The sequence below is a fragment of the Brevundimonas sp. TWP3-1-2b1 genome (genome assembly GCF_049896165.1).
Lineage (GTDB): Bacteria > Pseudomonadota > Alphaproteobacteria > Caulobacterales > Caulobacteraceae > Brevundimonas > Brevundimonas subvibrioides_B.
Genome location: NZ_JAFCTT010000013.1, coordinates 69461 through 91010, shown reverse-complemented (window position 1 = coordinate 91010; position 21550 = coordinate 69461). Strand labels below are relative to the sequence as shown.

The following is a 21550-nucleotide window of genomic DNA, read 5'->3' as shown; positions in this document are numbered from 1 at the left end:
ACCGGGGGCTTTCTTGTCCTGGCCGCCGATCAGTTCAGCGGGGTCGTCTGGATGGCCGGGGCCGACGGCGTCACGGCCGGCGCCGGCGCGGTCGGGGTCACGCCGGTCGAAGGCGAACCGCTGTAAGGAAGCGGGCCGGTCGGTTCGGTCACGGCTTCCGTGCGCGGCGCCACGGCGGGGGTTGCTGCCGCGCGACTTTCGACGGCGCCGACACGACGCTGAACCGCGGGAGGCGGGGTCGGCGCGGCTTCACGAACGACCGGAACCGGAGCGGCGGCGGGGGTCGTCAGGGCGGCCGGTGCGACCGAGCTTTCCAGCGGGGCAGGCGCGGCCTCGAGCGGCCGAATGATCGGCGCGCCGGGTTGGGGCTCGACGAGCGGCTGGGTCTCGGTTCCGCCGCCTATCATCATGGCCGCGCCGCCGCCGATCAGGACCAGGGCGCCGATCGGCGCGAGGATCATCCACGTCCGCACACCCTTCTTCGCGCGCCTGGCGCGGGCGTAGCGGGGCACAAAATTATCGGCCTCGACCGAAGTGTTCCGAATGGCGTGGTCCGTATAGGTCACAGTCATCTGTGTTCCTCCAAGGTTACGCCGGAAAAACAACCGTCGGCGATCGAGGTTCCGAAATAACCCCCGCGCCTTCAAGAAATACCGTGATCGACACAAACCGGTCGCGTTCTGCGGCAATCACGACCAAACCTTGACCTTATTCTCGTTCAGGAACGGGTAATATTGAGGGGAGCCTTGCGGGAGACTCGATCCAAAGGAGCCCCTGACTCGGGTTTACCCGGCGGCGCCGACGCAACGGCGCCACGCCCGGGCGGAAACGTCGCCGACCGGCCTTACGGATTCCCCTGCCGGTTGACCCCGTCCCGCCGGTTGTTCATCACCGGTTTGACTTACGCCTGCATACGGAGCGACTGCGACCATGGGTTTGGCGGCCAACATCCGACGCGATCTCAAGTTCGCGGCCGGTCTGCGTCGGCTGCTCAAGCGCATCAAGCCGATCGCCCTGGATAGCGACGTTCTGGTCTGCGACGACTTCGAGGAAGCGGTCGATAAATTCTCCGACAATATCGCCGTCGAGGACGAGCATCGGTCGCTGACATATCGCGACCTCGACGGCATGGCGAACCGCTACGCCCACTGGGCGCGCAGCCGGAACCTGCGGCGCACAGACGTCATCGCTCTGGTGATGACCAACCGCGCGGAATACATCGCCGCCTGGATGGGGTTCTCGAAGGCCGGCATCGCCACCGCCCTGATCAACACCAACCTGACCGGCCAGGCCCTGGCCCACTGCCTCAACATCGCCGGCGTCGCCGTGGTCGTGGCCGACGAGGAGACCTGGCGGAAGTGCGAAGAGGCCCGGCCCTTCATCAGCCGCACCATGATGCTGTGGGTCCTGGGCCTGCGGGACGCCGACGAGATCTCCGAGCGGCGCGGACTGGACAACGCCGTGCGCAGCGGATCGTCGGTGCGACCGAACCGCAGCATCCGCGACGGCCTCACCAACCGCGACACCGCGCTCTACATCTACACCTCTGGCACGACCGGGATGCCGAAGGCGGCACGCATCCACCATGCCCGGGCACGGACCTATATGCGCGCCTTCGCCGGCTGCACCCAGTCGACGCCGACGGACCGGATCTTCAATGTCCTGCCGCTCTATCACTCGACCGGCGGCCTGGTCGGTGTCGGCCCCGCCCTGCTGAACGGCGGGCGGCTGATCCTGCGGCGCAAATTCTCGACCTCCAGCTTCTGGCGGGACGTGAACACCTCCGGCGCGACGATGTTCGTCTATATCGGCGAACTGTGCCGCTACCTGGTGAACGGCCCGCCGCAGGAGGGCGAACGCGGCCACAAGATCCGCCTGGCCTTCGGCAACGGCCTGCGCCCCGACGTCTGGCCGGACTTCCAGTCCCGCTTCGCCATTCCGGAGATCCTGGAGTTCTATGGCTCCACCGAAGGCAATGTCTCGCTGTTCAATTTCGACGGCAAGCAGGGCGCCATCGGGCGGGTCCCGAAATTCCTCAAGAAGCAGATCAACATCCGCCTGGTCGCCTTCGACGTCGATACCGAAGAGCCCGTGCGCCTGGCCAGCGGCCTGGTGCGTGAGGCCTCGGCCGGCGAGATCGGCGAGGCGATCGGCATGATCGGCGACAACATCCGCCATGACTTCTCCGGCTATGCCGACAAGGCCGCCTCGGAGAAGAAGATCCTGACCGACGTGTTCCAGCGCGGGGATCGCTGGTTCCGCACCGGTGACCTGATGCGTCAGGATTCGGAGGGCTATTTCTACTTCGTCGACCGTATCGGCGACACCTTCCGCTGGAAGGGCGAGAACGTCTCGACTGCAGAGGTCGAACAGCGGCTGGCCGACGCGCCCGGCATTAACGAGGTCAGCGCCTATGGCGTCCCGGTGCCGGGGGCCGACGGCAAGGCCGGCATGGTCACCCTGGTGGTCGAGGGCCGGTTCTCCGCCAAGGATTTCGCCGTCTGGGCCGACGAACAGCTGCCGCCCTATGCGCGGCCCGTGTTCGTGCGCCTGGCCAAGACGCTGGAGACGACCGGGACTTTCAAATACCGCAAGGTCGATCTGGTGGCCGACGGCTTCGATCCGGCGAAGATCGACGGCCAGATCTACGTCCGGGGCGGCAAGTCCGGCTACACCAAGCTGACCGCCGAAGGTTTCGCCGCCATCCAGAGCGGCCAAAACCGGCTCTGACCTAAAGCGGCCGTTAATCATTAATGGCGAAGGTCGGCGTCTCTGCTCCCGGGGACGTCGGACCGCCAAATGTTTCAGATCATCGGCATCGTCATGCTGTTCGGCATGGTGTTCGGCAGCTACGCCCTGGCCGGGGGCAAGTTCGACGTCATCATCCACGCCGCACCACACGAATTGATGGCCATTGGCGGTTCGGCCGTCGCCGCCTTCCTGATCTCCAACTCGATCGGCGTCGTGAAGTCGGCCATGGGCGGGTTGGGCAAGGCCTTCGCCGGGCCGAAGTGGAAGAAGCAGGACTACAAGGACCTGCTCAGCCTCCTGTTCGCGCTGACCAAGACGATGAAGTCCAAGGGGGTCATCGCCCTGGAAAGCCACATCGAGAAGCCGGGCGAATCCACGATCTTCCAGAAGTATCCGAAGGTCATGAAGGACCATTTCGCGATCGATTTCATCTGCGACACCCTGCGGATGATGACGATGAACCTCGAGGATCCTCACCAGATCGAGGACGCGATGGAAAAACAACTGGAGAAGCATCACCACGAGGCGGCCGGCGCGCCGCACGCGCTTCAGAACATGGCCGACGCCCTGCCCGCTCTGGGCATCGTCGCGGCCGTTCTGGGGGTCATCAAGACCATGGGATCGATCACCGAACCGCCGGAAATCCTCGGCGGGATGATCGGGGGCGCCCTGGTTGGCACCTTCATGGGCGTATTCCTGGCCTATGGCCTGGTCGGACCGCTGGCGGCGCGCCTGCAGGCGATCGTCGACGAGGAGGCGGCATTCTACAAGATTATCCAGTCGGTGCTGGTCGCCCACCTGCACGGCAACGCGGCGCAGATCTCGGTCGAGATCGGACGCGGCGACATCCCGTCATCGGCCCAGCCGTCGTTCATGGAGATGGAAGAACACCTGGCGGCGAACCCGCCCGAGGCCGCCTGATCATTTCGTTGGAGGGCGCCGGAACACGGCGTTCTCACGCCGGCTCTCGACAGGTCACGATCCCGTTAGCGCGAGGACCGGCGCTCAAGGCCGGTTGACCGAACCCGGCAAACGGCTTCGCCCCTCGGGCGCAACCTTCCCGGAACACGGACGATCACGAAGCCGTGAGATTTCGCTTGCGAATCCGCTCACGATCCCGTTATCTCCCCAACGGAGAGGATTCATGACCTCTCTTGAACCCCCTTCTGAAGGATATACATCATGCGCATCGTCGCCCTGATCGCCGCCTCCGCCGCCGCCCTGACCCTGGCTGCTTGCCAACCCGCCGCCGAAGACAAGGCCGCTGACGCTTCGGCAGACGCCGCCGCCGCCGCCGACACCGCCACGGACGCTGCTGCGACCGCCGACGCTGCCGCCACGGACGCTGCTGCCGCTGCCGGCGCTGCTGCCGCCGCCGCCCCGGCCGCCGACGGCGCTATGGCCCCGGCTGCCGACGCCGCTATGGCTCCGGCCGCTCCGGCCGCTCCGGCCGCTCACTAAGTCCTCACGGACCTGGTATTCGGACGGAGTTCGCTTCGTCTGACGGAAAGGGATCGCCTCCGGGCGGTCCCTTTTTTCGTGCCCGCGATACGCCACGCCGCCTATAGACCGCGCGATGACCGATACGGATGACCGCGACCCCAGGTTGGTCTGGACCGAGGCCGGAGAGCCCCGGTCGGGCCGGTATGGCGACGTCTATTTCTCGGCCGAAGACGGGCTGGCCGAAACCCGGGCGGTCTTCCTGACCGGATGCGGCCTGCCCGAGGCCTGGGCCGGTCGTCGGGATTTCACCGTCACCGAGCTGGGCTTCGGCAGCGGGCTGAACATCGCCGCCCTGCTCGACCTGTGGCGGCGGCATCGTCCCGAAGGCGGGCGGCTGCACATCTTCTCCATCGAGGGCTATCCGCTGGACGCCGACCAGGCGAGCCGCGCCCTGTCCGCCTGGCCCGAGATTCACGAGGCGACGGCGGCGCTCGTCGAGCGCTGGCCGGCCACGACCCCGGGCTTCCATCGCATCGACCTGCCGGAGTTCCACGCCGTGCTCGACCTCGCCGTGGGCGAGGCGGAATGGGCCCTGGGTCAATGGACGGGCCGCGCCGACGCCTGGTTCCTGGACGGGTTCGCGCCCTCGGTGAACCCGGGCATGTGGTCCGAGGCCGTCTTCGATCAGATCGCCGCGAAGTCGGCGCCCGACGCCCGCGTCGCGACCTTCACCGTCGCAGGCCTGGTCCGACGCGGTCTGGCCGAGCGCGGCTTCGCCGTCGAGAAACGCCCCGGACACGGCCGCAAGCGCGAGCGGCTCGAGGCACGCCGGACCGGTGATTCCGCCGTCGCGCCGCCGCCTCGCAGCGTGATCGTCATCGGCGCAGGGATCGCCGGAGCCGCTGTGGCGCGCGCCTTGACGGCTGCCGGTCTCACACCTGTTGTGATCGAGGCCGACGGCCCCGGAGCGGGCGCGTCCGGCTTCCCGGCCGCCCTGGTGACGCCGCGCTTCGACCTCGGCGACGAGCCAGTGGCCGCCCTGTTCGCCCAGGGGCTGGAGCGGGCCGGCGCCCTTTACAGCCTCTTGCCCGGCGCGGTGATTGCGCGCGGCGTGCTGCAACTCGCAGGCACGGAACGCGATGCCCGACGCTTCGAGCGGATCGCAACCCAGCCGATCTGGGCAGACGGCGAGATCACCCTGGCAAACGACAGCGAAGCGTCCCGCATCGCCGGCGAGCCGGTCGAGGGCCCGGGCCTGTGCATGGCCTCCGCCTTCGTCGTCGCTCCGCCCACGATCCTGAGGACGTGGCTCAGTCCCGACGCGGTACGCGCCGGAAAGGCGGCGCGCGTCGAGCCTCACGCCGGAGGATGGCGGGTTGTTGATGCGACCGGCGGCGTGCTCGCGGAGGCGGAGGCGGTGGTGCTGTGCGCAGGCGCAGGCTCCATCGACCTGGCGCCGGATCTGCGCCTGTCGCCGGTTCGGGGCCAGGCCGAATGGGTCGAAGGGGAAGGCGAACCCGCAGCCATGGCCTGGGGCGGCTATGTCGCGCCGACGGGGACAGGCTTCCTGTTCGGGGCCACCCACGACCGGGACGATACCGCCACAGACATCCGTCCGGCCGACACGGAGCGGAACCTCGCCGCGCTCGCGGCCCGCCTGCCGGGTCGCGCCGCAGGCATCGCGCCGGACTCCGTCCGTTCCCGGGTTGCGACCCGGGCGACCACGCGAGACCGCCTGCCGATCGCCGGCGCGGTGCCCGGCCATGCCGGCCTGTTCGTCCTTGGCGGCCTGGGATCGCGAGGCTTCTGCCTCGCGCCTCTGCTGGGAGAACATGTCGCCGCTCTGGTCTCGGGCCTGCCCTCGCCCCTGCCCCGCAATGTCATCGAGCGGATCACGCCGTCGCGAGCGGCCCTTGCGCCCGGCGCAAGGCAGGAGGACGGTCGAGGCGTCTAGTTGGAAAGAGGAGACGCCGCTGTGCGCCGACCGATCGCCCTTGTCATCTTCCTGTCCAGCATCGCCGCATGCGCGCCCACCGAAGGCCCCGCGCCCAGCTCCGGGATCGGCACGCCGGACGGCGGCGCGCGCCAGTGCTTCCAGCCCGACCGGATCACCAACTTCACGCGAGGCGGAACCGAACAGATCTACGTCAAGGTCCTGGGCGGCGGCGTGTTCGCGATCCAGGCAGGCGGCTGCCCCGATATCGGAAACGCCAACGCCCTGGTCATCACGCCGGCGACCGGGATCGGCAGTCAGGTCTGCGTCGGCGACAGTGCACGGATCGCCTTGCCGAACGTCCGCTTCGGCCCGGACCAGTGCTTCGCGCGCATCGAACGCTCCCTGACCGAGGCCGAGGTCGAGGCCTTGCCGGGGCGCCAGCGCCCCTGATTCAGGCCTTCTGGGCGTAACCCAGCTTTCGATTCAGCTTCTCGATCAGGTCGATGGCCGTGTCGGCGATGACGGATCCCGGCGGGTAGACGGCGGCCACGCCCATATCCAGCAGGGTCTGGATGTCGGCAGGAGGAATGACCCCGCCGACCGTCACCATGATGTCGGAACGTCCCAGCTTCTTGAGTTCGGCGATCAGGGCGGGCGCCAGCGTCAGATGCCCGGCCGCCAGCGACGACGCCCCGACGACGTGGACATTGTTGTTCACAGCATCGCGCGCCGCCTCTTCCGGTGTCTGGAACAGGGGACCGGCGACGGCATCGAGACCCAGATCGCCATAGGCGGTGGCGACCACCTTCTGCCCACGGTCATGTCCGTCCTGGCCCAGTTTGGCGATCAGGATGCGCGGCGGGCCGCCGTCGTTCTCGACGAAGGCGGCGACCATGTCGCGGGCGCGCGAGATCTTCGGGTCCTTGCCGGCTTCGCGGGCGTAGACGCCCGAGACGGTCTTCACCGTGGCGACGTGGCGACCGAAGGCGGCCTCCAGCGCGTCGGACATCTCGCCGACCGTGGCGTGGGCGCGGCCGGCGCGGACGCAGAGTTCGAGCAGGTTCTCCGAGCCCCTGGCGCCGACGGTCAAAGCGTCGAGCGCGGCCTGGCATTTCGCCTCGTCGCGTTCGGCGCGGAGGCGTTTCAGTTTCACGATCTGGGCCGACAGGACGGCGGCGTTGTCGACCTTCAGCACCGGGATGTCGTCAGGCGTATCGTTCAGATAGCGGTTCACCCCGACGACGGTCTGCTGGCCGGTATCGATGCGGGCCTGTGTTCTGGCGGCGGCCTCCTCGATCCGCAGCTTGGGCAGGCCGGCCTCGATGGCCCTGGCCATGCCGCCGAGTTCACGGACCTCGGCCATGTGGGCTCGGGCCCGCTCAGCCAGTTCATGGGTCAGGCGCTCGACGAAGAAGCTGCCGCCCCAGGGATCGATGACCCGGGTCAGGCCGGTCTCGAGCTGCAGCAACAGCTGGGTGTTGCGCGCGATGCGGGCCGAGAAGTCGGTCGGCAGGGCTAGGGCCTCGTCGAGCGAATTGGTGTGCAGGGACTGGGTCTGGCCGCCCGCCGCGGCCATGGCCTCGACCATGGTGCGGGGCACATTGTTGAACACGTCCTGGGCCGCCAGCGACCAGCCGGAGGTCTGGCAGTGGGCGCGCAGCGACAGGCTGCGTTGGTCCTTCGGCGCGAACTCGGCCTGGACCGCCTCGGCCCACAGCAGGCGGCCGGCGCGGAGCTTCGCCACCTCCATGAAATAGTCCATTCCGATGGCCCAGAAGAAGCTCAGGCGCGGCGCGAACCGGTCCACGTCCATGCCCGCTGCGACCCCGGCGCGGATGTATTCCAGCCCGTCGGACAGGGTGTAGGCCAGCTCCAGGTCGGCGGAGGCTCCCGCCTCCTGCATGTGGTAGCCGCTGATCGAGATGGAGTTGAACTTCGGCGTTTCCTGCGCCGTCCAGGCGAAGATGTCGGCGATGATCCGCATCGAGGGCCCGGGCGGATAGATGTAGGTGTTGCGGACCATGAACTCCTTGAGGATGTCGTTCTGGATGGTCCCGGTCAGGTCCTTGTGCTCGACGCCCTGCTCTTCCGCCGCGACGACGTAGAGGGCCAGGATCGGCAGGACGGCGCCGTTCATGGTCATCGACACCGACATCTGGTCCAGCGGGATGCCGTCGAACAGGGTCCGCATGTCGAGGATCGAATCGATGGCCACGCCGGCCATGCCGACGTCGCCGGCGACGCGCGGGTGGTCGGAGTCGTAGCCCCGGTGGGTGGCCAGGTCGAAGGCGATGCTGAGCCCCTTCTGACCGGCCGCGAGGTTGCGGCGATAGAAGGCGTTGGAGGCCTCGGCGGTGGAGAAGCCGGCGTACTGGCGGACGGTCCAGGGATTGGAGGCGTACATGGTCGGATAGGGGCCGCGCACGAACGGCGCGAACCCGGGCAGGCCGTCGATGAAGTCGAGGTCTGCGATGGCCGCCGCGTCGTAAACGGGAGCGATGTCGATGCCCTCGGGCGTGCGGATGGGCGCGCGATCGAGGCCGCCGTTCAGCGGCGACAGATCGAGGGCGGCTCTGGTGAAATCGGGAGGAGACATCAGGCGGCTTCTCCAAGATCCGTGCATCCCCGCGAAGGCGGGGACCCAGTGCTTTGGGCGACAGGCTCGACCAAGCGCGGGCTGACGATGATCCCAGGCACCGATGGGTCGCTAAAACCTGGGTCCCCGCCTTCGCGGGGATGCACGGAGTGGAGGGTCATGCCGCCGTCTCCTGTTCGAAGGCTTCGGCCCAGCGCAAGGGCGACAGAGGCGGACAGCGGTCGCCGCCGATGCCTGGGACGGAGGCCGTCGAGGCCTCCACCGAAACCGCCCGCACATCCGCGTCGACGAATTTCGTCACCCCGACCATCTGGCCGCCGACTTCGGACAGGGCGGCCTTGCCGGAAGCGCGGGAGGCGGCAATCCGCTGCTGGAGGGCGCCGCCGCGCAGGGAGGCGACGATGCCGCCGTCACGCTCGATGCGCTGGAACTCGGCCCAGCCGGCTTCGGCGAGATCGCGGGTGCGGTGATCGAGATACCAGGAGCCCGCCGCAGGATCGGCGACCCGGCCGATGTGGGCCTCCTCCATCAGGATCAGCTGGGTGTTGCGGGCCTGACGACGGGCGGAGGCGTCGGGACGGCCGAGCGCGCGGCTGAAGCCGTCGAGCACCACCGCATCCGCCCCGCCCACAGCCCCGGCGAAGCCGGCGGCGGTGAGGCGCAGCAGGTTGGGCCAGGGATCCCGGGCCGCCAGCATCCGGCGCGAAGAGCGGGCCTCGATCCGGCCGGGGGTCTCATGGCCGAAGGCCCTGGAGATCGAACGCCAGATCAGGCGCAGGGCCCGAACCTTGGCCAGGCTGTCGAAATACTCGGCGTCGACGCTGACCCCCAGGACCGTCCCGGTCAGGGCGCGCTCAATGGGCAGGCCCGCATCCACGGCGGCGTTCAGACAGGCCGCGGCGGCGGCGGCGGCGAAGCCCAGTTCCTGGCCGGCGGAGCCACCGGCCTCGTGCGCGGCCCGGCCGGTGGCGAGGAAGAAACTGGCTTCCGGATAGGCCCCGGCGTGGCGGGCCGCGGTGTTGGCGGCGAGGCTGATATGCTCCTCGATCGCACGGGGCGAGCCGCCCGTCGCGGCGAAGGCGCTCAGCGGGTCCATGTGGAACATCAGCTTCGCGCGGGGGGAACCCTTGGCGACGACGGCCAGGGCGTTGGCGGCGTCCGGCCCGGCAAGACCGGCGTCGAGGCCGACAGGGGCCAGCTCCAGCGCCACGCCGTGCAGCGCCCGGCCGAGTGGTTCGCTATCGGTCAGAACCTCGCCTGAGAGGATGACCGAGGCGGCGCCGCCTTCGAGATCGGCGAGGACCGCTGCATTGGCGGCCTCGGGGTCATCGCACTCGACCTGGGTGCGCAGGTCCCAGGGGCGACCGTCGGCGTCCGAGGCGCGGGGGGCGAAGACCGCCTCCGTCGCATTGGCCCGGCCGTACAGAGGTCGGGTGGTCAGGTGGTCGGCGTCGAGATGGACGAGGCCCTCGACCGGCCGGCCCTTCAGCGCCTTCTCGGCCTCGGCGCGCCATTCGGCGGGCGACGGGATCGGGAAAGGCTGGGACATGCAGGCTCCGGCGAGGTTCACGCGCCGTATTGCTACTCTGGCCGCCGGGCGTCCAGCCGGATCGACTGACCGCGCGACTCCAAAAGCGACTCGACAGAGTCGACAGAGTCTCGCCCGCCCGCAGCCGCTGCGTCCCCGATCCGGCCCATGCCGATCCCTCCACCAGAAGAACGGCAGTATAACCCCGCATCAGGGCGTGATGGACAAAAGGCCTCTCAATGCGGCCACGCCCTGATCCGATTGAGGAAATCGGCGCGTCCGTTGATGGGTATGGGCCGAAACCCCTCTCCCGTTCAGGAGAGGGGTTCAGGGGATCAGACCCTGGCCGGCTCGTAGCGCGGCGACAGGAGGTGGATGACCAGCAGGGCGATCAGATAGGCCGAGGCGGCGACCACGAAGATCGGGGTGTAGCTGCCGATCTGGTCGAGGACGTAGCCGGCGTACTTGGCCATGGCCATGCCGCCGAAGCCGCCGATCATGCCGCCGATGCCGACCACCGAGCCCACCGCCGAGCGCGGGAAGACGTCGCCGGGCATGGCGTAGAGGTTGGCCGAGAAGCCCTGGTGGGCCGCCGTGGCGATGCCGATGACCAGAACCGCCAGCCACATGTTGTCGATATTGCCGGCGAAGGCGACGGGCGTGACCGCCAGGGCGCAGATCAGCATGGTCAGCTTGCGCGCTGAGCCCAGGCTCATGCCGCGTTTCAGGAACTGTCCTGACAGCCAGCCGCCGCCGATCGAACCGACGTCCGAGAGCAGATAGATGGCGATCAGCGGCGGGCCGAAGGTCAGCAGGTTCAGGTCGTACCGGGCGCCAAGGAAGCCCGGCAGCCAGAACAGGAAGAACCACCAGATCGGGTCGATCAGGAACTTGCCCAGGGCATAGGCCCAGGTCTCCTTGACCGTCAGCAGCTTGAGCCAGCCAATCTTGTGGGCGGGGTCCGGCGCGTCCTGGGCGATCCAGTTCAGTTCCGCCGGGGTGACCTTCTTGTGCTCGCCGGGCCGCCTGTAGATCATGAACCAGACGGGCACCCAGAGCAGGCCCGCGACGCCGATGATGATCAGGGCCATGCGCCAGTTCGGGTCTTCGGCCGTGCCGAGCCAGACCGAGGCGATCAGTGGAATGATCAAGGGCGTGATGATGGCGCCGATATTGGTGCCGGCGTTGAACAGGCCGACAGCGAAGGCGCGTTCCTTCTTGGGGAACCACTCCGTCACGGCCTTGATGCCCGCCGGGAAGCCGCCGCCCTCGCCGATCCCCAGCGCCACGCGGGCGAAGATCATATGGTTCAGGTTGCGGATGCCGGCATGGGCGATGAAGGCGATCTGCCAGATGACAAAGGCGATGCCGAAGCCCCAGCGGGCGCCGATCTTGTCGACCAGTCGCCCCCACAGCAGATAGGAGATGGCGTAGGCGAACTGGAACCAGAAGATGATGTCGGCGAAGTTGGTTTCGGTCCAGCCGAACTCGGCCATCAGCGTCGGCTTGAGGACGCCCAGCGCCTGACGGTCGACGTAGTTGATGACCATGGCCGCGAACAGCAGCCAGACCACGACCCAGCGGTATTTGCCCGACGGCGGCTGGATCTGGATTGGTTCGACCCTGGTCGAAGCAGCGTCTGTCATGGACCCCGTCCTTACTGTTTCCGCGTCCTGACCCGCCTTGTCACCGCGAGCGGCGCGACGGGTTCCGGCATGGTTGAACTACGCCCCGGCCGAAACGACCGTGCAATGGATTTCGCCGACGCCCGAGAAGGCGCAGACGGATTGGGCGCCGATCTCGACGCGGTGAACGCCGGTGACCGCGCCGGTCGAGATCAGGGTTCCCTCCCCTACCGGCCGTCCGCGACGGGCCAGGTGTTCGATCAGGAAACGCACCGATTCCAGCACGCCCATCGGGATCGCGGCCGCCGTGGCCGTGCCGACGGCCACGCCGTCAATGAGGGTCTGAACCTCGATGCCGTCCAGGCGCGCGGCCCAGTCCACGATCTCGACGCCCAGCACCAGGCCGCCGTTGTTGCCAAAGTCGGAGGCGACCACGGCCGAGCCCAGGTCGTTGATCGTCGAAAGCGGGCTGCCCGCCAGTTCGACGCCGATATGCATGGCGGACACGGCGGCGGTCGCCTCTTCCAGGGTCCAGTCGAGCCTGGACGGATCGACCTTGCCAATGCGGGCGACGAACTCGGCCTCGATCGCGGCGAACCCGCCGGGGATGGCCGGCAGCGGGGTCGGTTCGGACGAGGTCGACCAGAAATTGCGGCGGAAGATCGGGCCGGCAAGGCGATGCGTCTGCAGGGTCGGCTGCTGGCCCGGGGGCACCATGCCGACCTTCCAGCCGACAATCTCGTCCGGGAACAGGCCGATGGCCGCGTCCTGGGTGGCGTAGGCGGTGGCCATGTCGAGCGGGCGCCGGCCCGGATAGTCCGACAGGCCGGTGTGCGACAGGCGCGCGTCGACGAAACGCGCGGCGATGTCGGACACGCTGTCGTTCAGGCCCGGGGCGTTCGCCGCGCTCATGCCGCGACCGCCGAATGGTGATGAATGCCCGTCACGCGCCGTCCCGATGTCATTTGCCAGAAGCCGATCTTCTCGTCGGTTGGGGGATGATTGAAGGGGAAGGAAACCGGTGTCAACGCCCTTGCCGAGATCGGCGCCGGCGGCAAGCGTGGGCATGGCGTCACAGCCGGACCGGTTGTAAGGCTGCACGCTCACAGCAAGAGGTCGAGCTTGACCGACGACGACAAGACATCCGCCCGCGCGGGGATGAGGCCCGGAAAACGGCCCACGATCAACGACGTGGCGCGTATCGCCTCGGTCTCGAAGAAGACGGTTTCGCGGGTCATCAACCAGTCGCCCTTCGTGCGCGAGGAAACGCGCGGGCGGGTCAATGCGGTCATTGAGGAACTGGGCTTCACCCCGGACCTGCAGGCGCGCGGTCTCGCCTTCCGCCGATCCTTCCTGGTGGGCCTGATCTACGACAACCCCAGCCCGAACTATGTCGTGAACATGCAGCAGGGCGTGCTGGACGCACTGCGCGGTTCGGGGCTGGAGCTTGTGGTCCACCCGTGCGTGCGGACCGGCGACACCGTGGTGAACGACATCCGCACCTTCGTCGAGCGCCAGAAGCTGTTCGGCGTCATCCTGCCGCCGTCGATGTCCGAGGACGAGCGGGTCATCCAGGTTCTGCGCGACCTCGACTGTCCCTATGTCCGCATCGCCTCGGTGTCACTGGACGAGCCGGGCTCCATGCTGGTCACCAACGACCATGTCGGCGCGGCCGAGGCCGGCAGGCACCTGGCCGATCTGGGCCACAGCCGCATCGGCTTCATCTCGGGCCCGGAACTGTTCCGCTCGAGTGCGGTGCGCGGCGGCGGCTTCCGCGAGGGCCTCGCCGAAAAGGGGCTGACGCTGGAGGACCGCTATATCGCCGTCGGCGCCTATACGTTCGAATCGGGGGTGGAGGCGGCGAAGATCCTGCTTGCCCTCGACCCGCCGCCGACGGCCATCTTCACCGGCAACGACGAGATGGCGTTGGGCGTGTTCAAGGTCGCCCGCGACATGGGTCTGGAGATTCCGCGCGACCTGTCGGTGGTCGGCTATGACGACCTGCCGATGGCATCGCGGGTGTGGCCGAACCTGACCTCGGTGCGCCTGCCGATCCGCGACATGGGCCGGATGGCGGCGGAGAAGCTGCTGGCGCCGATGCGCGGCCTGGATCCGGCCAAGCTGAACCAGCCGGAGGTGAGGCCGTCACTGGTCATCAGGGATTCGGCGCGGGCGCTGTAGAAGCTGACCTTCTCCCTCCCCTTCATGGGGAGGGTGGCCGAGCGAAGCGAGGTCGGGTGGGGGCGGCCAGGAGACCCAGACACGGCACAGCGAAAAGGCGGCGCGTCACCGAGCCGCCCCCACCCCGTCGCTGCGCGACGCCCCTCCCCCGAGGGGGAGGGAGAGTCTTCTTACGCCGTCTCGAGAACGTTCGCGCCGACGAGGCCCTTGACGTAGTCGCGGATGCCCTCGTCCGTGGCGTTGGCGAAGAAATACTCCTGGAACTTCTCGCCGGCGACGCAGGCCTTCAGCAGGTCCTGGTCGACGGTCTTCAGCACGGTCAGCATGTCGTGGCAGGTCACGGCCTTCAGCGACTTCAGGATGCCGCGGTTTTTGGCCATGATCTCGGCGCGTTCCCTCGGATAGCCCAGGCCGCGCTCGCCCTCGAACAGCTTGCGATAGACGTCCTGCAGGTTCAGCTCGGCTGCCCAGCCGAAGCCCTTGGCGTAGGGCATCGAGATGGCGTTGCCGTCATTGATCTGGCCGAACAGGAAGGCGTCGGTCGGGTCGATCACCAGGCCGCAGAAGACGCCCGGCATGGCGTTGCAGGCCAGCATCGAGCCCATGCCCGTGCCGCAGCCGGTGACGACGAAGTCGGCGGCGCCCGAGTTCAACAGGATGCCGCTCAGCAGGCCGTTCATGACGTAGGTCAGCGACGCCTTATCCTCGGCCGTGTACATGCCGTAGTTGAAGACCTGATGCCCCAGGGGCTCGGCCACCGCAGTCAGGGCGTCGTGGATGATGGCGTTCTTCGCGGCCTGGCTGTTCTCGGTGATCAGGGCGATTTTCATGGGTGTCCTCTCGGCAAGTCTGTGGGGCTGGCGAGGGCTTTACCCCTTCGCGGGATCATTTGCATCTGGTTTTGACACCGGTTACCAAGCCCCGCAAACGCTGGTGGGAGGATCGCCGCATGGATTGCAGGATTTACCACGCCACCCGTCCGGATTCGATGGTCGGCGCGGGCCATGACGATTTGCGCGACCGCGATCTGATCACGGACTACACCTTCGTCCAGGCGATGGGCGGCGAGACCATCGACCATACCGACATGACGTCCTCGACGTCCGCCAACTGAAGTAGGGACCCATGGGCAATCCATTCAGCCTGCAAGGCAAGGTCGCCGTCGTCACCGGCGGCAATACCGGCATCGGTCAGGGCATCGCCCTGGCCCTCGCTGACGCAGGGGCGTCCATCGCCTCGGTCGCGCGCCGCGCCTCTGACGATACCGTCGGCCAGTGCCTGGCCAAGGGGGTGAAGGCCATCTCGATCCAGGCCGACCTCGGCTCGATGGAGCCGATCGAGCGCATCGTGGACGAGGCGACCAGGGGCCTCGGCCCCATCGACATCCTGGTCAACAACGCCGGCATCATCCGCCGCGCCGACGCCGTCGACTTCACCGAGGAAGACTGGGATGCGGTCCTCAACGTCAATCTGAAGTCGGTCTTCTTCCTGTCGCAGGCCGTGGTGCGCGACATGATCGCCGGCGGCCGTCGCGGCAAGATCATCAACACCGCCTCGATGCTGTCCTATCAGGGCGGCATCCGCGTGCCGTCCTATACGGCGTCCAAGTCGGGCGTCGCCGGCCTGACCAAGCTGATGGCCAATGAGTGGGCGAAACACGGCATCAACGCCAACGCCATCGCGCCCGGATACTTCGCCACCGACAACACCCAGGCGCTGCAGGACGACCCGGTGCGTTCGAAAGAGATCCTGGGGCGCATCCCGGCCGGCCGCTGGGGCCAGCCGTCGGACATCGGCGGGGCGGCGGTCTTCCTGTCGTCGGCGGCGTCGGATTACGTCCAGGGCATCACGCTTCCGGTCGACGGCGGCTGGCTCGCACGCTGATCAGCGACTAGCGTAGCGCCATGACGATCCTTTGCTTCGGCGAGATGCTGCTGCGTCTCACGCCCAACGACGGCGAACTGTTGATGCAGTCGCCCGGCCTGACCGTCCGCCCCGGCGGCGCCGAGGCCAATGTCGCCGTGTCCTTGGCCCGCTACGGCGCGCCAGCCGCCCTGGCGACGGTCCTGCCCGACAATCCGCTGGGTCATGCCGCTCGCGACGAGGTGCGCAAGCATGGCGTCGACACACGCGGCATCGTCTTCAAGCCCGGCCGGATGGGGCTCTATTTCCTGACGCCGGGGGCCGTGCGCCGTCCGTCGGACGTCCTCTACGACCGCGCCGCCTCGGCCTTCGTCCAGCATGTCGACGGGGCGCTGGACTGGGCCAGGCTGCTCGACGGGGTGGAGTGGCTGCACCTCTCGGGGGTGACGCCGGCGACCGGTCCGACCGGTTCGACCGCCGCCCTCGCCGCCATCGCTGCGGCGACCAGGGCGGGTGTGAAGGTCAGTTTCGACGGTAATTTCCGCGGCAAGCTGTGGGCCGAATGGGCCGGTGATCCGCCGCGCGTCCTGGGCCAGATGCTGGCGGGGTCCAGCCTCGCCTTCGCCGACGACCGCGACTTCGCCCTCGTGCTGGGCCGGTCGTTCGATGACGCTGATCCGGCCGAGCGCCGTCGCGCCGCCGCCAAGGCCGCGTTCGAGACCTGGCCCTCGCTGGAGCGGATCTGCTGCACCCTGCGGGTCAACGACAGCGTCGACGACCAGACCCTGTCGGCGGTGATGATCACCCGCGACAGCGAGCATCACGCAGCCCCCATCGCCCTGACCGGCGTCGTGGACCGGGTCGGCGGCGGCGACGCCTTCGCCTCGGGCGTCCTGTTCGGAATCTACAAGGGCTGGTCGAACGACGAGGCCCTGGCCTTCGGCCTGGCGGCGGCAGGTTTGAAACATTCGGTCCCCGGCGACTTCAACCTGTTCGACGAGGCCCAGGTGCGCGCCGCCATGGCGGCTGAAGGCTTCGATATCCGGCGCTGAGTATGCCTCCCCCATCGGGGGAGGGGGACCGCCGCGCGCTTGCGCGGGGGTGGAGGGGGCCAACCCCGGACACCGAATTCGCGGTTGGCCCCCTCCGTCACGGCGCTGAAGAAGCGCCGCGCCACCTCCCCCGACGGGGGAGGAAAGGCTCTAGGAAACCGGTGTCATTCATGTATCGTGATTTCAAACGAGCGTCAGACTCGTGATCGTCTGTCCCCAGGAAACGACCCGGAGTTCCCCATGTCGCCGACCCCGTCGCGTCGCGCCCTGCTCGCTGGAGGCGCCGCGCTGACCGCCCTGGCCGCCACGCCCGTCGCCGCCTTCGCGCAAGCGTCCTCCGACCGCGCGTCCATCCTGGCCACGATGAAACGGGCCACCGCCTTCATGACCGACGAGGTCGCCGTCGCCGGCGGATACGTGTGGAACGTCCTGCCCGATTTCTCGCGCCGCTGGGGGGAGCTGGAAGCCTCGCCGACCATGATCTGGGTCCAGCCTCCGGGCACGGCGACCGTGGGTCACGCCTATCTCGACGCCTATCACGCCACGGGCGATGAGCAGTTCTACGACGCCGCCAGGGCCGCCGCAGACGCGCTCATCGCCGGCCAGCATCCGCGCGGCGGCTGGAACTACGTCATCGACACGGCGGGCGAGGACAGCCTGAAGGACTGGTACGCCCGGATCGGCGGCAACGCCTGGCGGCTGGAGGAATTCCAGCACTACTACGGCAACGCCACCTTCGACGACGCCGGCACGGCCGAGGCCTCGCAGCTGCTGCTGCGGGTCTATCTGGAGAAGCGCGAGCGCAGATACCGGGCGCCGCTCGACAAGGCGATCCAGTTCGTCCTCGACGCCCAGTATCCGAACGGCGGCTGGCCGCAGCGCTTTCCGTTCGTCGAGGGGGCCGGCGGCCTGCACGGCAACCCGGACTACACCCCCTACATCACCTTCAACGACGACGTGGCGGGCGAGAACATCGAGTTCCTGCTCTATTGCCACCAGGCGCTCGGCTCGAACGACCGGCGGCTGGTCGACGCGATCCAGCGCGGCATGGACATCTTCGTCGCCACCCAGCAGCCCATGCCGCAACCCGCTTGGGGTCTGCAGCACTATCCCGACACCCTGAAGCCGGCGCCGGCCCGCACCATCGAGCCGCGCGCCTTCGCCACCCACACGACGGCGACGAACATCCGGTCGATGATCGGCTTCTACAGGCTGACCGGCGACCGCAAATATCTGGCCCGTCTGCCCGAGGCGCTGGACTGGCTGGACCAGGTGAAGACGCCCCAGACCCTGATCGCGCCGGGACGGACGCATCCGACCTTCATCCTCGAGGGCTCGAACACCCCGGTCTATATCCACCGCCGGGGGTCGAACATTCGCAACGGCCGCTATTACGCCGACGAGAACCCGACCAATCTGGTCATCCACTACGGCTCGTTCCGGAACCTCGACACCGCCGCCCTGCGCGCCGACTATGAGGCGGCCGCCGCCATGGATCCGGCGGCCCTGATCGCCGCCTCGCCGTTGAAGGCGCGTCCGGGGGCGTTGAAGCTGCCGAAATACTTCACCCTGCGCGACGTCAGCATCTGGGACATGTCGACCGACGGGCGACGTCCGCGTCCGGTGGCGGCCGGACGGGCGGCCGAGCTGGCGGCGAGCCTCAGCACGCGCGGCTACTGGCCGACGCCGATGACCACGACGTCGAACCCCTACATCGGCCCGTCGCCCGAGGCGGTCACCGGGGGCGAGTACCAGACCACCCGCGTCGGCGACCTGTGGGACACCTCGCCCTACAACACCGACTTCCCGGTGGAGTGTATCTCGACAGAAGCCTTCGTGCGGAACCTCGGCGATCTGATCGAGGCTCTGGCCGCACCGGTCGCCTGATGCATCTGGACCGCCGCACCCTTCTGACCGGACTGGCGGCGACGCCGCTGGCCGGGTGCGGGTCGATGCCCCGGGTGGCGATGCCGTCGATGCCGTTCATGCGGACGCCGCCGGTCGATCAGAAGGACTGGGGGACGCTGGCGGACGGCCAGACGGTGGCGATGTTCACCCTCACCAATGACCGGGGGTCCCAGGCGAGAGTCATGACCTGGGGCGGCATCCTGCAGTCGCTGACCCTGCCGGATCGCGACGGGCGGATGGCGGAGGTCGTCCTCGGCCTCGATACCCTGGCCGACTATGTCGAGCGGTCGCGCAACTTCGGTTCGACCGTGGGTCGCTACGCCGGGCGGATCGCCAACGGCCGGTTCGAGCTCGACGGGCGCGAGGTCCAGCTCGACGTCGGCACGGGTCCGCACTCCAGCCACGGCGGCCCCGTTGGCTTCGCCAAACGCAACTGGATGGGTCGTCCCGACCTGACCGCCGAGGGGCCGGGCGTGGTCCTGACCCTGGTCAGCGCCGACGGCGATCAGGGCTTCCCCGGGCGGCTGACGATCTCGGTCACCTACAGGCTGACGCACGACGACCGGTTGACGATCGACTATCTGGCCCTGACCGACCGGGCGACGGTGCTGAACCCGACCAACCATTCGTATTTCAACCTGTCGGGCAATCCGGGGCGGTTGATCCTCGACCACGACCTGCAGATCGAGGCCGACGCCTTCGCCGCCTATGCGCCGGACAAGGTTGTGACCGGAGACCTGGCGCCTGTCGCGGGCACGCCGTTCGACTTCCGCACGCCCAAACCGATCGGCCGGGACCTGTTCGAGGTGAACGAACAGCTGCGCATCGGCGGCGGTTACGACCACAGTTTCGCGGTACGGGGCGAGGGACTGCGCCGCGCCGGGCGGCTGTCGGACGGGTTCAGCGGGCGGGCGCTCGAGGTCTGGACCACCGAGCCTGCGCTGCATGTCTATACGGCGAACACGGTCGAACTGGTGGGGCGCGGCGGGGCCGCGTATCGCCCGCACTGCGGGGTCGCGCTGGAGACCCAGCACTATCAGAACAGCCCCAACCGGCCGGGCTTCCCCTCGACCGTGCTGAGACCGGGCGAGACCTTCCGGTCTCGGACCGAGTACCGGTTCTCGGCGAGCTGACGGTGCCCTCCCGTCCTCTCTTTCGTCATCCTCCGGCGTAGCGAAGCGAAGACCGGAGGACCCAGCGGCGCCGAAGGCGATCTGTTCAGGCGCGATGTCGGAACCAGATTCACCCGCGGCAGGTTCGCGCTCTCGCGCGCCGCTGGGTCCCCCGGTCTGCGCCGCCAAGCGGCGGCTTGCCGGAGGATGACGAAAGGAAGGAAGCAAAGAAAAGGGCCCCGGCGTTTCCGCCGAGGCCCTTACTCAGGTCATTCGCGCTCAAGTAGCCCGAAGGGCGGTAGCGCAAAAAGAATGTCCTACGCCTCGTCGGCAGGCTTGTCGGCGGTGCCGGTGACCGGGACCACGGCGCCCTTGGCGGGGCGGACGGTCTGGCGTTCGGCGATACGGGCCGACTTGCCGCGACGGTCGCGCAGGTAATACAGCTTGGCGCGCCGGACGACGCCGCGACGCTTCACTTCGATCGACTCGATGTTGGGCGACAGGATCGGGAAGACGCGCTCGACGCCCTCGCCGAAGGAGATTTTGCGGACGGTGAAGTTCTCGTTCACGCCGCCGCCGGCGCGGGCGATGCAGACGCCTTCGAAGGCCTGAACGCGCTCGCGCTCGCCTTCCTTGATCTTGACGTTGACGCGAAGCGTGTCGCCGGGCTGGAAGACCGGGATCGCGCGCACGGCGATCAAACGGGCTTTTTCTTCCGCTTCGAGCGTCTGAAGGATGTTGGCCATGGTTCTATTCTCCTCGGGCTTTGGCGCCCTTTAGCTTTGATTTGGCGGAGGGTTCCGCAGGTCTTGTTTCCAGATGCGCCGCCCAGAGGTCTGGACGTCGCTCCTGAGTGGTCTTTTCCCTTTGCTCCTGACGCCAGGCCGCCATCTTGCGATGGTCGCCGGACAACAGGATCTCCGGGATGTCGATCCCCTCGAACGTCCGCGGTCGCGTGTACTGCGGATGCTCCAGAAGACCGTCCTCAAAGCTTTCGGAACTCAGGCTTTCGGCCTGGCCCAGAACGCCGGGGATCAGTCGTACGCACGCCTCGATCACCACCATCGCCGCCGCCTCGCCACCGGCCAGGACCGCGTCTCCGACGGAGACCTCCTCGAACCCGCGTGCGTCGAGCACCCGCTGGTCCACCCCCTCGAACCGGCCGCAGAGAACGACAATGCCGTCCGTCCTGGCCCAGTCCTTCACTCGCGCCTGCGTCAGGGGTCGACCGCGTGCGCTCATGTACAAAAGCGGCCGGGGCGACCCTGTCAGGCTGTCTAGAGCCCGGGCCACCACGTCCGCTTTGAGGACCTGTCCGGGGCCGCCACCCGCGGGGGTGTCGTCCAGGAAGCCGCGCTTATCTTCGGAAAAGTCGCGAATGTCCAGTGTTTGCAGCGCCCACAGCCCCTTCTCGCGCCAGGCCGTGCCGATCAACGACACGCCGAGCGGGCCCGGAAAGGCCTCGGGGAACATGGTCAGGACGGTGGCGGTGAAGGGCATGGGCTGCCCCATAACCGATATCTGAAATAAATTCCGCTCATCCCCGCGAAAGCGG

General features: G+C 68.1%; 19 protein-coding genes. 11 read left to right on the top strand and 8 right to left on the bottom strand.

The features are described 5' to 3' along the window. Window positions 1-29: 29 nt before the first annotated feature. Window positions 30-572 (bottom strand): hypothetical protein, encoded by a 543-nt coding sequence (locus tag ACP7AB_RS13270; RefSeq protein WP_426046154.1) that lies wholly within the window; start codon window positions 570-572, stop codon window positions 30-32. Between the two features lie 358 nt (window positions 573-930). On the opposite strand from ACP7AB_RS13270, the gene ACP7AB_RS13265 reads away from it, so the two are divergent. From ACP7AB_RS13265 to ACP7AB_RS13245, 5 genes are all read left to right on the top strand, one after another. Further along, window positions 931-2730 carry a long-chain-acyl-CoA synthetase gene (locus ACP7AB_RS13265; RefSeq protein ID WP_425991709.1) on the top strand — a complete coding sequence of 600 codons (1800 nt, stop codon included), beginning with the start codon at window positions 931-933 and terminating at the stop codon, window positions 2728-2730. Between the two features lie 69 nt (window positions 2731-2799). Beyond that, window positions 2800-3672, top strand: a complete 873-nt coding sequence (gene motA, locus ACP7AB_RS13260; protein ID WP_425991711.1) for a flagellar motor stator protein MotA — start codon at window positions 2800-2802, stop codon at window positions 3670-3672. A 261-nt stretch (window positions 3673-3933) separates the two neighbouring features. After that, the gene (locus tag ACP7AB_RS13255; protein ID WP_425991713.1) at window positions 3934-4212 is read left to right on the top strand and encodes a hypothetical protein; all 279 of its coding nucleotides are present in this window, start codon (window positions 3934-3936) and stop codon (window positions 4210-4212) included. A gap of 115 nt (window positions 4213-4327) precedes the next feature. Then, a complete protein-coding gene (mnmC, locus tag ACP7AB_RS13250; RefSeq protein WP_425991715.1) occupies window positions 4328-6148 on the top strand; it encodes an FAD-dependent 5-carboxymethylaminomethyl-2-thiouridine(34) oxidoreductase MnmC in 1821 nt (606 codons plus the stop codon). A gap of 21 nt (window positions 6149-6169) precedes the next feature. Continuing rightward, a complete protein-coding gene (locus ACP7AB_RS13245; protein WP_425991717.1) occupies window positions 6170-6580 on the top strand; it encodes a hypothetical protein in 411 nt (136 codons plus the stop codon). A gap of 1 nt (window position 6581) precedes the next feature. Here ACP7AB_RS13245 and scpA read toward each other — a convergent pair whose 3' ends face one another. From scpA to ACP7AB_RS13225, 4 genes are all read right to left on the bottom strand, one after another. Beyond that, window positions 6582-8726 carry a methylmalonyl-CoA mutase gene (gene scpA, locus ACP7AB_RS13240; protein ID WP_425991719.1) on the bottom strand — a complete coding sequence of 715 codons (2145 nt, stop codon included), beginning with the start codon at window positions 8724-8726 and terminating at the stop codon, window positions 6582-6584. A 157-nt stretch (window positions 8727-8883) separates the two neighbouring features. After that, window positions 8884-10275 carry a methylmalonyl-CoA mutase family protein gene (locus ACP7AB_RS13235; RefSeq protein WP_425991721.1) on the bottom strand — a complete coding sequence of 464 codons (1392 nt, stop codon included), beginning with the start codon at window positions 10273-10275 and terminating at the stop codon, window positions 8884-8886. Between the two features lie 314 nt (window positions 10276-10589). Next, window positions 10590-11900: an MFS transporter gene (locus ACP7AB_RS13230; protein ID WP_425991723.1), complete on the bottom strand. Its 1311-nt coding sequence runs from the start codon at window positions 11898-11900 to the stop codon at window positions 10590-10592. Window positions 11901-11978: 78 nt separating this feature from the next. Continuing rightward, window positions 11979-12791 carry a 2-keto-4-pentenoate hydratase gene (locus ACP7AB_RS13225; protein ID WP_425991725.1) on the bottom strand — a complete coding sequence of 271 codons (813 nt, stop codon included), beginning with the start codon at window positions 12789-12791 and terminating at the stop codon, window positions 11979-11981. Between the two features lie 210 nt (window positions 12792-13001). Between ACP7AB_RS13225 and ACP7AB_RS13220 the strand changes: the two genes are divergently transcribed. Then, complete coding sequence (locus ACP7AB_RS13220) at window positions 13002-14060, top strand: LacI family DNA-binding transcriptional regulator (protein ID WP_425991727.1); 1059 nt, start codon at window positions 13002-13004, stop codon at window positions 14058-14060. 170 nt (window positions 14061-14230) lie between these two features. Here the strand turns inward: ACP7AB_RS13220 and ACP7AB_RS13215 are convergent, their stop codons facing one another. Further along, the gene (locus ACP7AB_RS13215) at window positions 14231-14890 is read right to left on the bottom strand and encodes an RpiB/LacA/LacB family sugar-phosphate isomerase (RefSeq protein ID WP_425991729.1); all 660 of its coding nucleotides are present in this window, start codon (window positions 14888-14890) and stop codon (window positions 14231-14233) included. Window positions 14891-15009: 119 nt separating this feature from the next. Here ACP7AB_RS13215 and ACP7AB_RS13210 point away from each other — a divergent pair, with 119 nt between their 5' ends. The 5 genes from ACP7AB_RS13210 to ACP7AB_RS13190 all read left to right on the top strand — a co-directional run bounded on the left by ACP7AB_RS13210 (window position 15010) and on the right by ACP7AB_RS13190 (window position 20016). Then, window positions 15010-15174 carry a hypothetical protein gene (locus tag ACP7AB_RS13210; protein ID WP_425991731.1) on the top strand — a complete coding sequence of 55 codons (165 nt, stop codon included), beginning with the start codon at window positions 15010-15012 and terminating at the stop codon, window positions 15172-15174. A gap of 11 nt (window positions 15175-15185) precedes the next feature. Then, window positions 15186-15944: a 2-dehydro-3-deoxy-D-gluconate 5-dehydrogenase KduD gene (gene kduD, locus ACP7AB_RS13205; protein ID WP_425991733.1), complete on the top strand. Its 759-nt coding sequence runs from the start codon at window positions 15186-15188 to the stop codon at window positions 15942-15944. 20 nt (window positions 15945-15964) lie between these two features. Then, a complete protein-coding gene (locus ACP7AB_RS13200) occupies window positions 15965-16975 on the top strand; it encodes a sugar kinase (RefSeq protein WP_425991735.1) in 1011 nt (336 codons plus the stop codon). A 240-nt stretch (window positions 16976-17215) separates the two neighbouring features. Then, a complete protein-coding gene (locus ACP7AB_RS13195) occupies window positions 17216-18862 on the top strand; it encodes a pectate lyase (RefSeq protein WP_425991737.1) in 1647 nt (548 codons plus the stop codon). After that, window positions 18862-20016 (top strand): aldose epimerase family protein, encoded by a 1155-nt coding sequence (locus tag ACP7AB_RS13190; RefSeq protein WP_425991739.1) that lies wholly within the window; start codon window positions 18862-18864, stop codon window positions 20014-20016. The genes ACP7AB_RS13195 and ACP7AB_RS13190 overlap by 1 nt, the downstream gene beginning before the upstream one ends. Before the next feature lie 296 nt (window positions 20017-20312). On the opposite strand, the gene rplS is transcribed toward ACP7AB_RS13190, so the two are convergent. Together rplS and trmD are read right to left on the bottom strand one after the other, a co-directional pair. Then, window positions 20313-20741 (bottom strand): 50S ribosomal protein L19, encoded by a 429-nt coding sequence (rplS, locus tag ACP7AB_RS13185; protein ID WP_303696550.1) that lies wholly within the window; start codon window positions 20739-20741, stop codon window positions 20313-20315. A gap of 4 nt (window positions 20742-20745) precedes the next feature. Then, window positions 20746-21495 (bottom strand): tRNA (guanosine(37)-N1)-methyltransferase TrmD, encoded by a 750-nt coding sequence (trmD, locus tag ACP7AB_RS13180; protein WP_425991869.1) that lies wholly within the window; start codon window positions 21493-21495, stop codon window positions 20746-20748. Window positions 21496-21550 lie beyond the last annotated feature (55 nt).

What these genes read in the sequence shown, in the direction of transcription:
- ACP7AB_RS13235 (WP_425991721.1), bottom strand. Translation starts at nt 10,275, where the DNA reads ATGTCCCAGCCTTTCCCGATCCCGTCGCCCGCCGAATGGCGCGCCGAG.
- ACP7AB_RS13210 (WP_425991731.1), top strand. Translation starts at nt 15,010, where the DNA reads ATGGATTGCAGGATTTACCACGCCACCCGTCCGGATTCGATGGTCGGC.
- ACP7AB_RS13190 (WP_425991739.1), top strand. Translation starts at nt 18,862, where the DNA reads ATGCATCTGGACCGCCGCACCCTTCTGACCGGACTGGCGGCGACGCCG.
- mnmC (WP_425991715.1), top strand. Translation starts at nt 4,328, where the DNA reads ATGACCGATACGGATGACCGCGACCCCAGGTTGGTCTGGACCGAGGCC.
- trmD (WP_425991869.1), bottom strand. Translation starts at nt 21,495, where the DNA reads ATGCCCTTCACCGCCACCGTCCTGACCATGTTCCCCGAGGCCTTTCCG.
- motA (WP_425991711.1), top strand. Translation starts at nt 2,800, where the DNA reads ATGTTTCAGATCATCGGCATCGTCATGCTGTTCGGCATGGTGTTCGGC.
- ACP7AB_RS13225 (WP_425991725.1), bottom strand. Translation starts at nt 12,791, where the DNA reads ATGAGCGCGGCGAACGCCCCGGGCCTGAACGACAGCGTGTCCGACATC.
- rplS (WP_303696550.1), bottom strand. Translation starts at nt 20,741, where the DNA reads ATGGCCAACATCCTTCAGACGCTCGAAGCGGAAGAAAAAGCCCGTTTG.
- ACP7AB_RS13265 (WP_425991709.1), top strand. Translation starts at nt 931, where the DNA reads ATGGGTTTGGCGGCCAACATCCGACGCGATCTCAAGTTCGCGGCCGGT.
- ACP7AB_RS13255 (WP_425991713.1), top strand. Translation starts at nt 3,934, where the DNA reads ATGCGCATCGTCGCCCTGATCGCCGCCTCCGCCGCCGCCCTGACCCTG.
- scpA (WP_425991719.1), bottom strand. Translation starts at nt 8,726, where the DNA reads ATGTCTCCTCCCGATTTCACCAGAGCCGCCCTCGATCTGTCGCCGCTG.
- ACP7AB_RS13195 (WP_425991737.1), top strand. Translation starts at nt 17,216, where the DNA reads ATGTCGCCGACCCCGTCGCGTCGCGCCCTGCTCGCTGGAGGCGCCGCG.
- ACP7AB_RS13215 (WP_425991729.1), bottom strand. Translation starts at nt 14,890, where the DNA reads ATGAAAATCGCCCTGATCACCGAGAACAGCCAGGCCGCGAAGAACGCC.
- ACP7AB_RS13230 (WP_425991723.1), bottom strand. Translation starts at nt 11,900, where the DNA reads ATGACAGACGCTGCTTCGACCAGGGTCGAACCAATCCAGATCCAGCCG.
- kduD (WP_425991733.1), top strand. Translation starts at nt 15,186, where the DNA reads ATGGGCAATCCATTCAGCCTGCAAGGCAAGGTCGCCGTCGTCACCGGC.
- ACP7AB_RS13270 (WP_426046154.1), bottom strand. Translation starts at nt 572, where the DNA reads ATGACTGTGACCTATACGGACCACGCCATTCGGAACACTTCGGTCGAG.
- ACP7AB_RS13200 (WP_425991735.1), top strand. Translation starts at nt 15,965, where the DNA reads ATGACGATCCTTTGCTTCGGCGAGATGCTGCTGCGTCTCACGCCCAAC.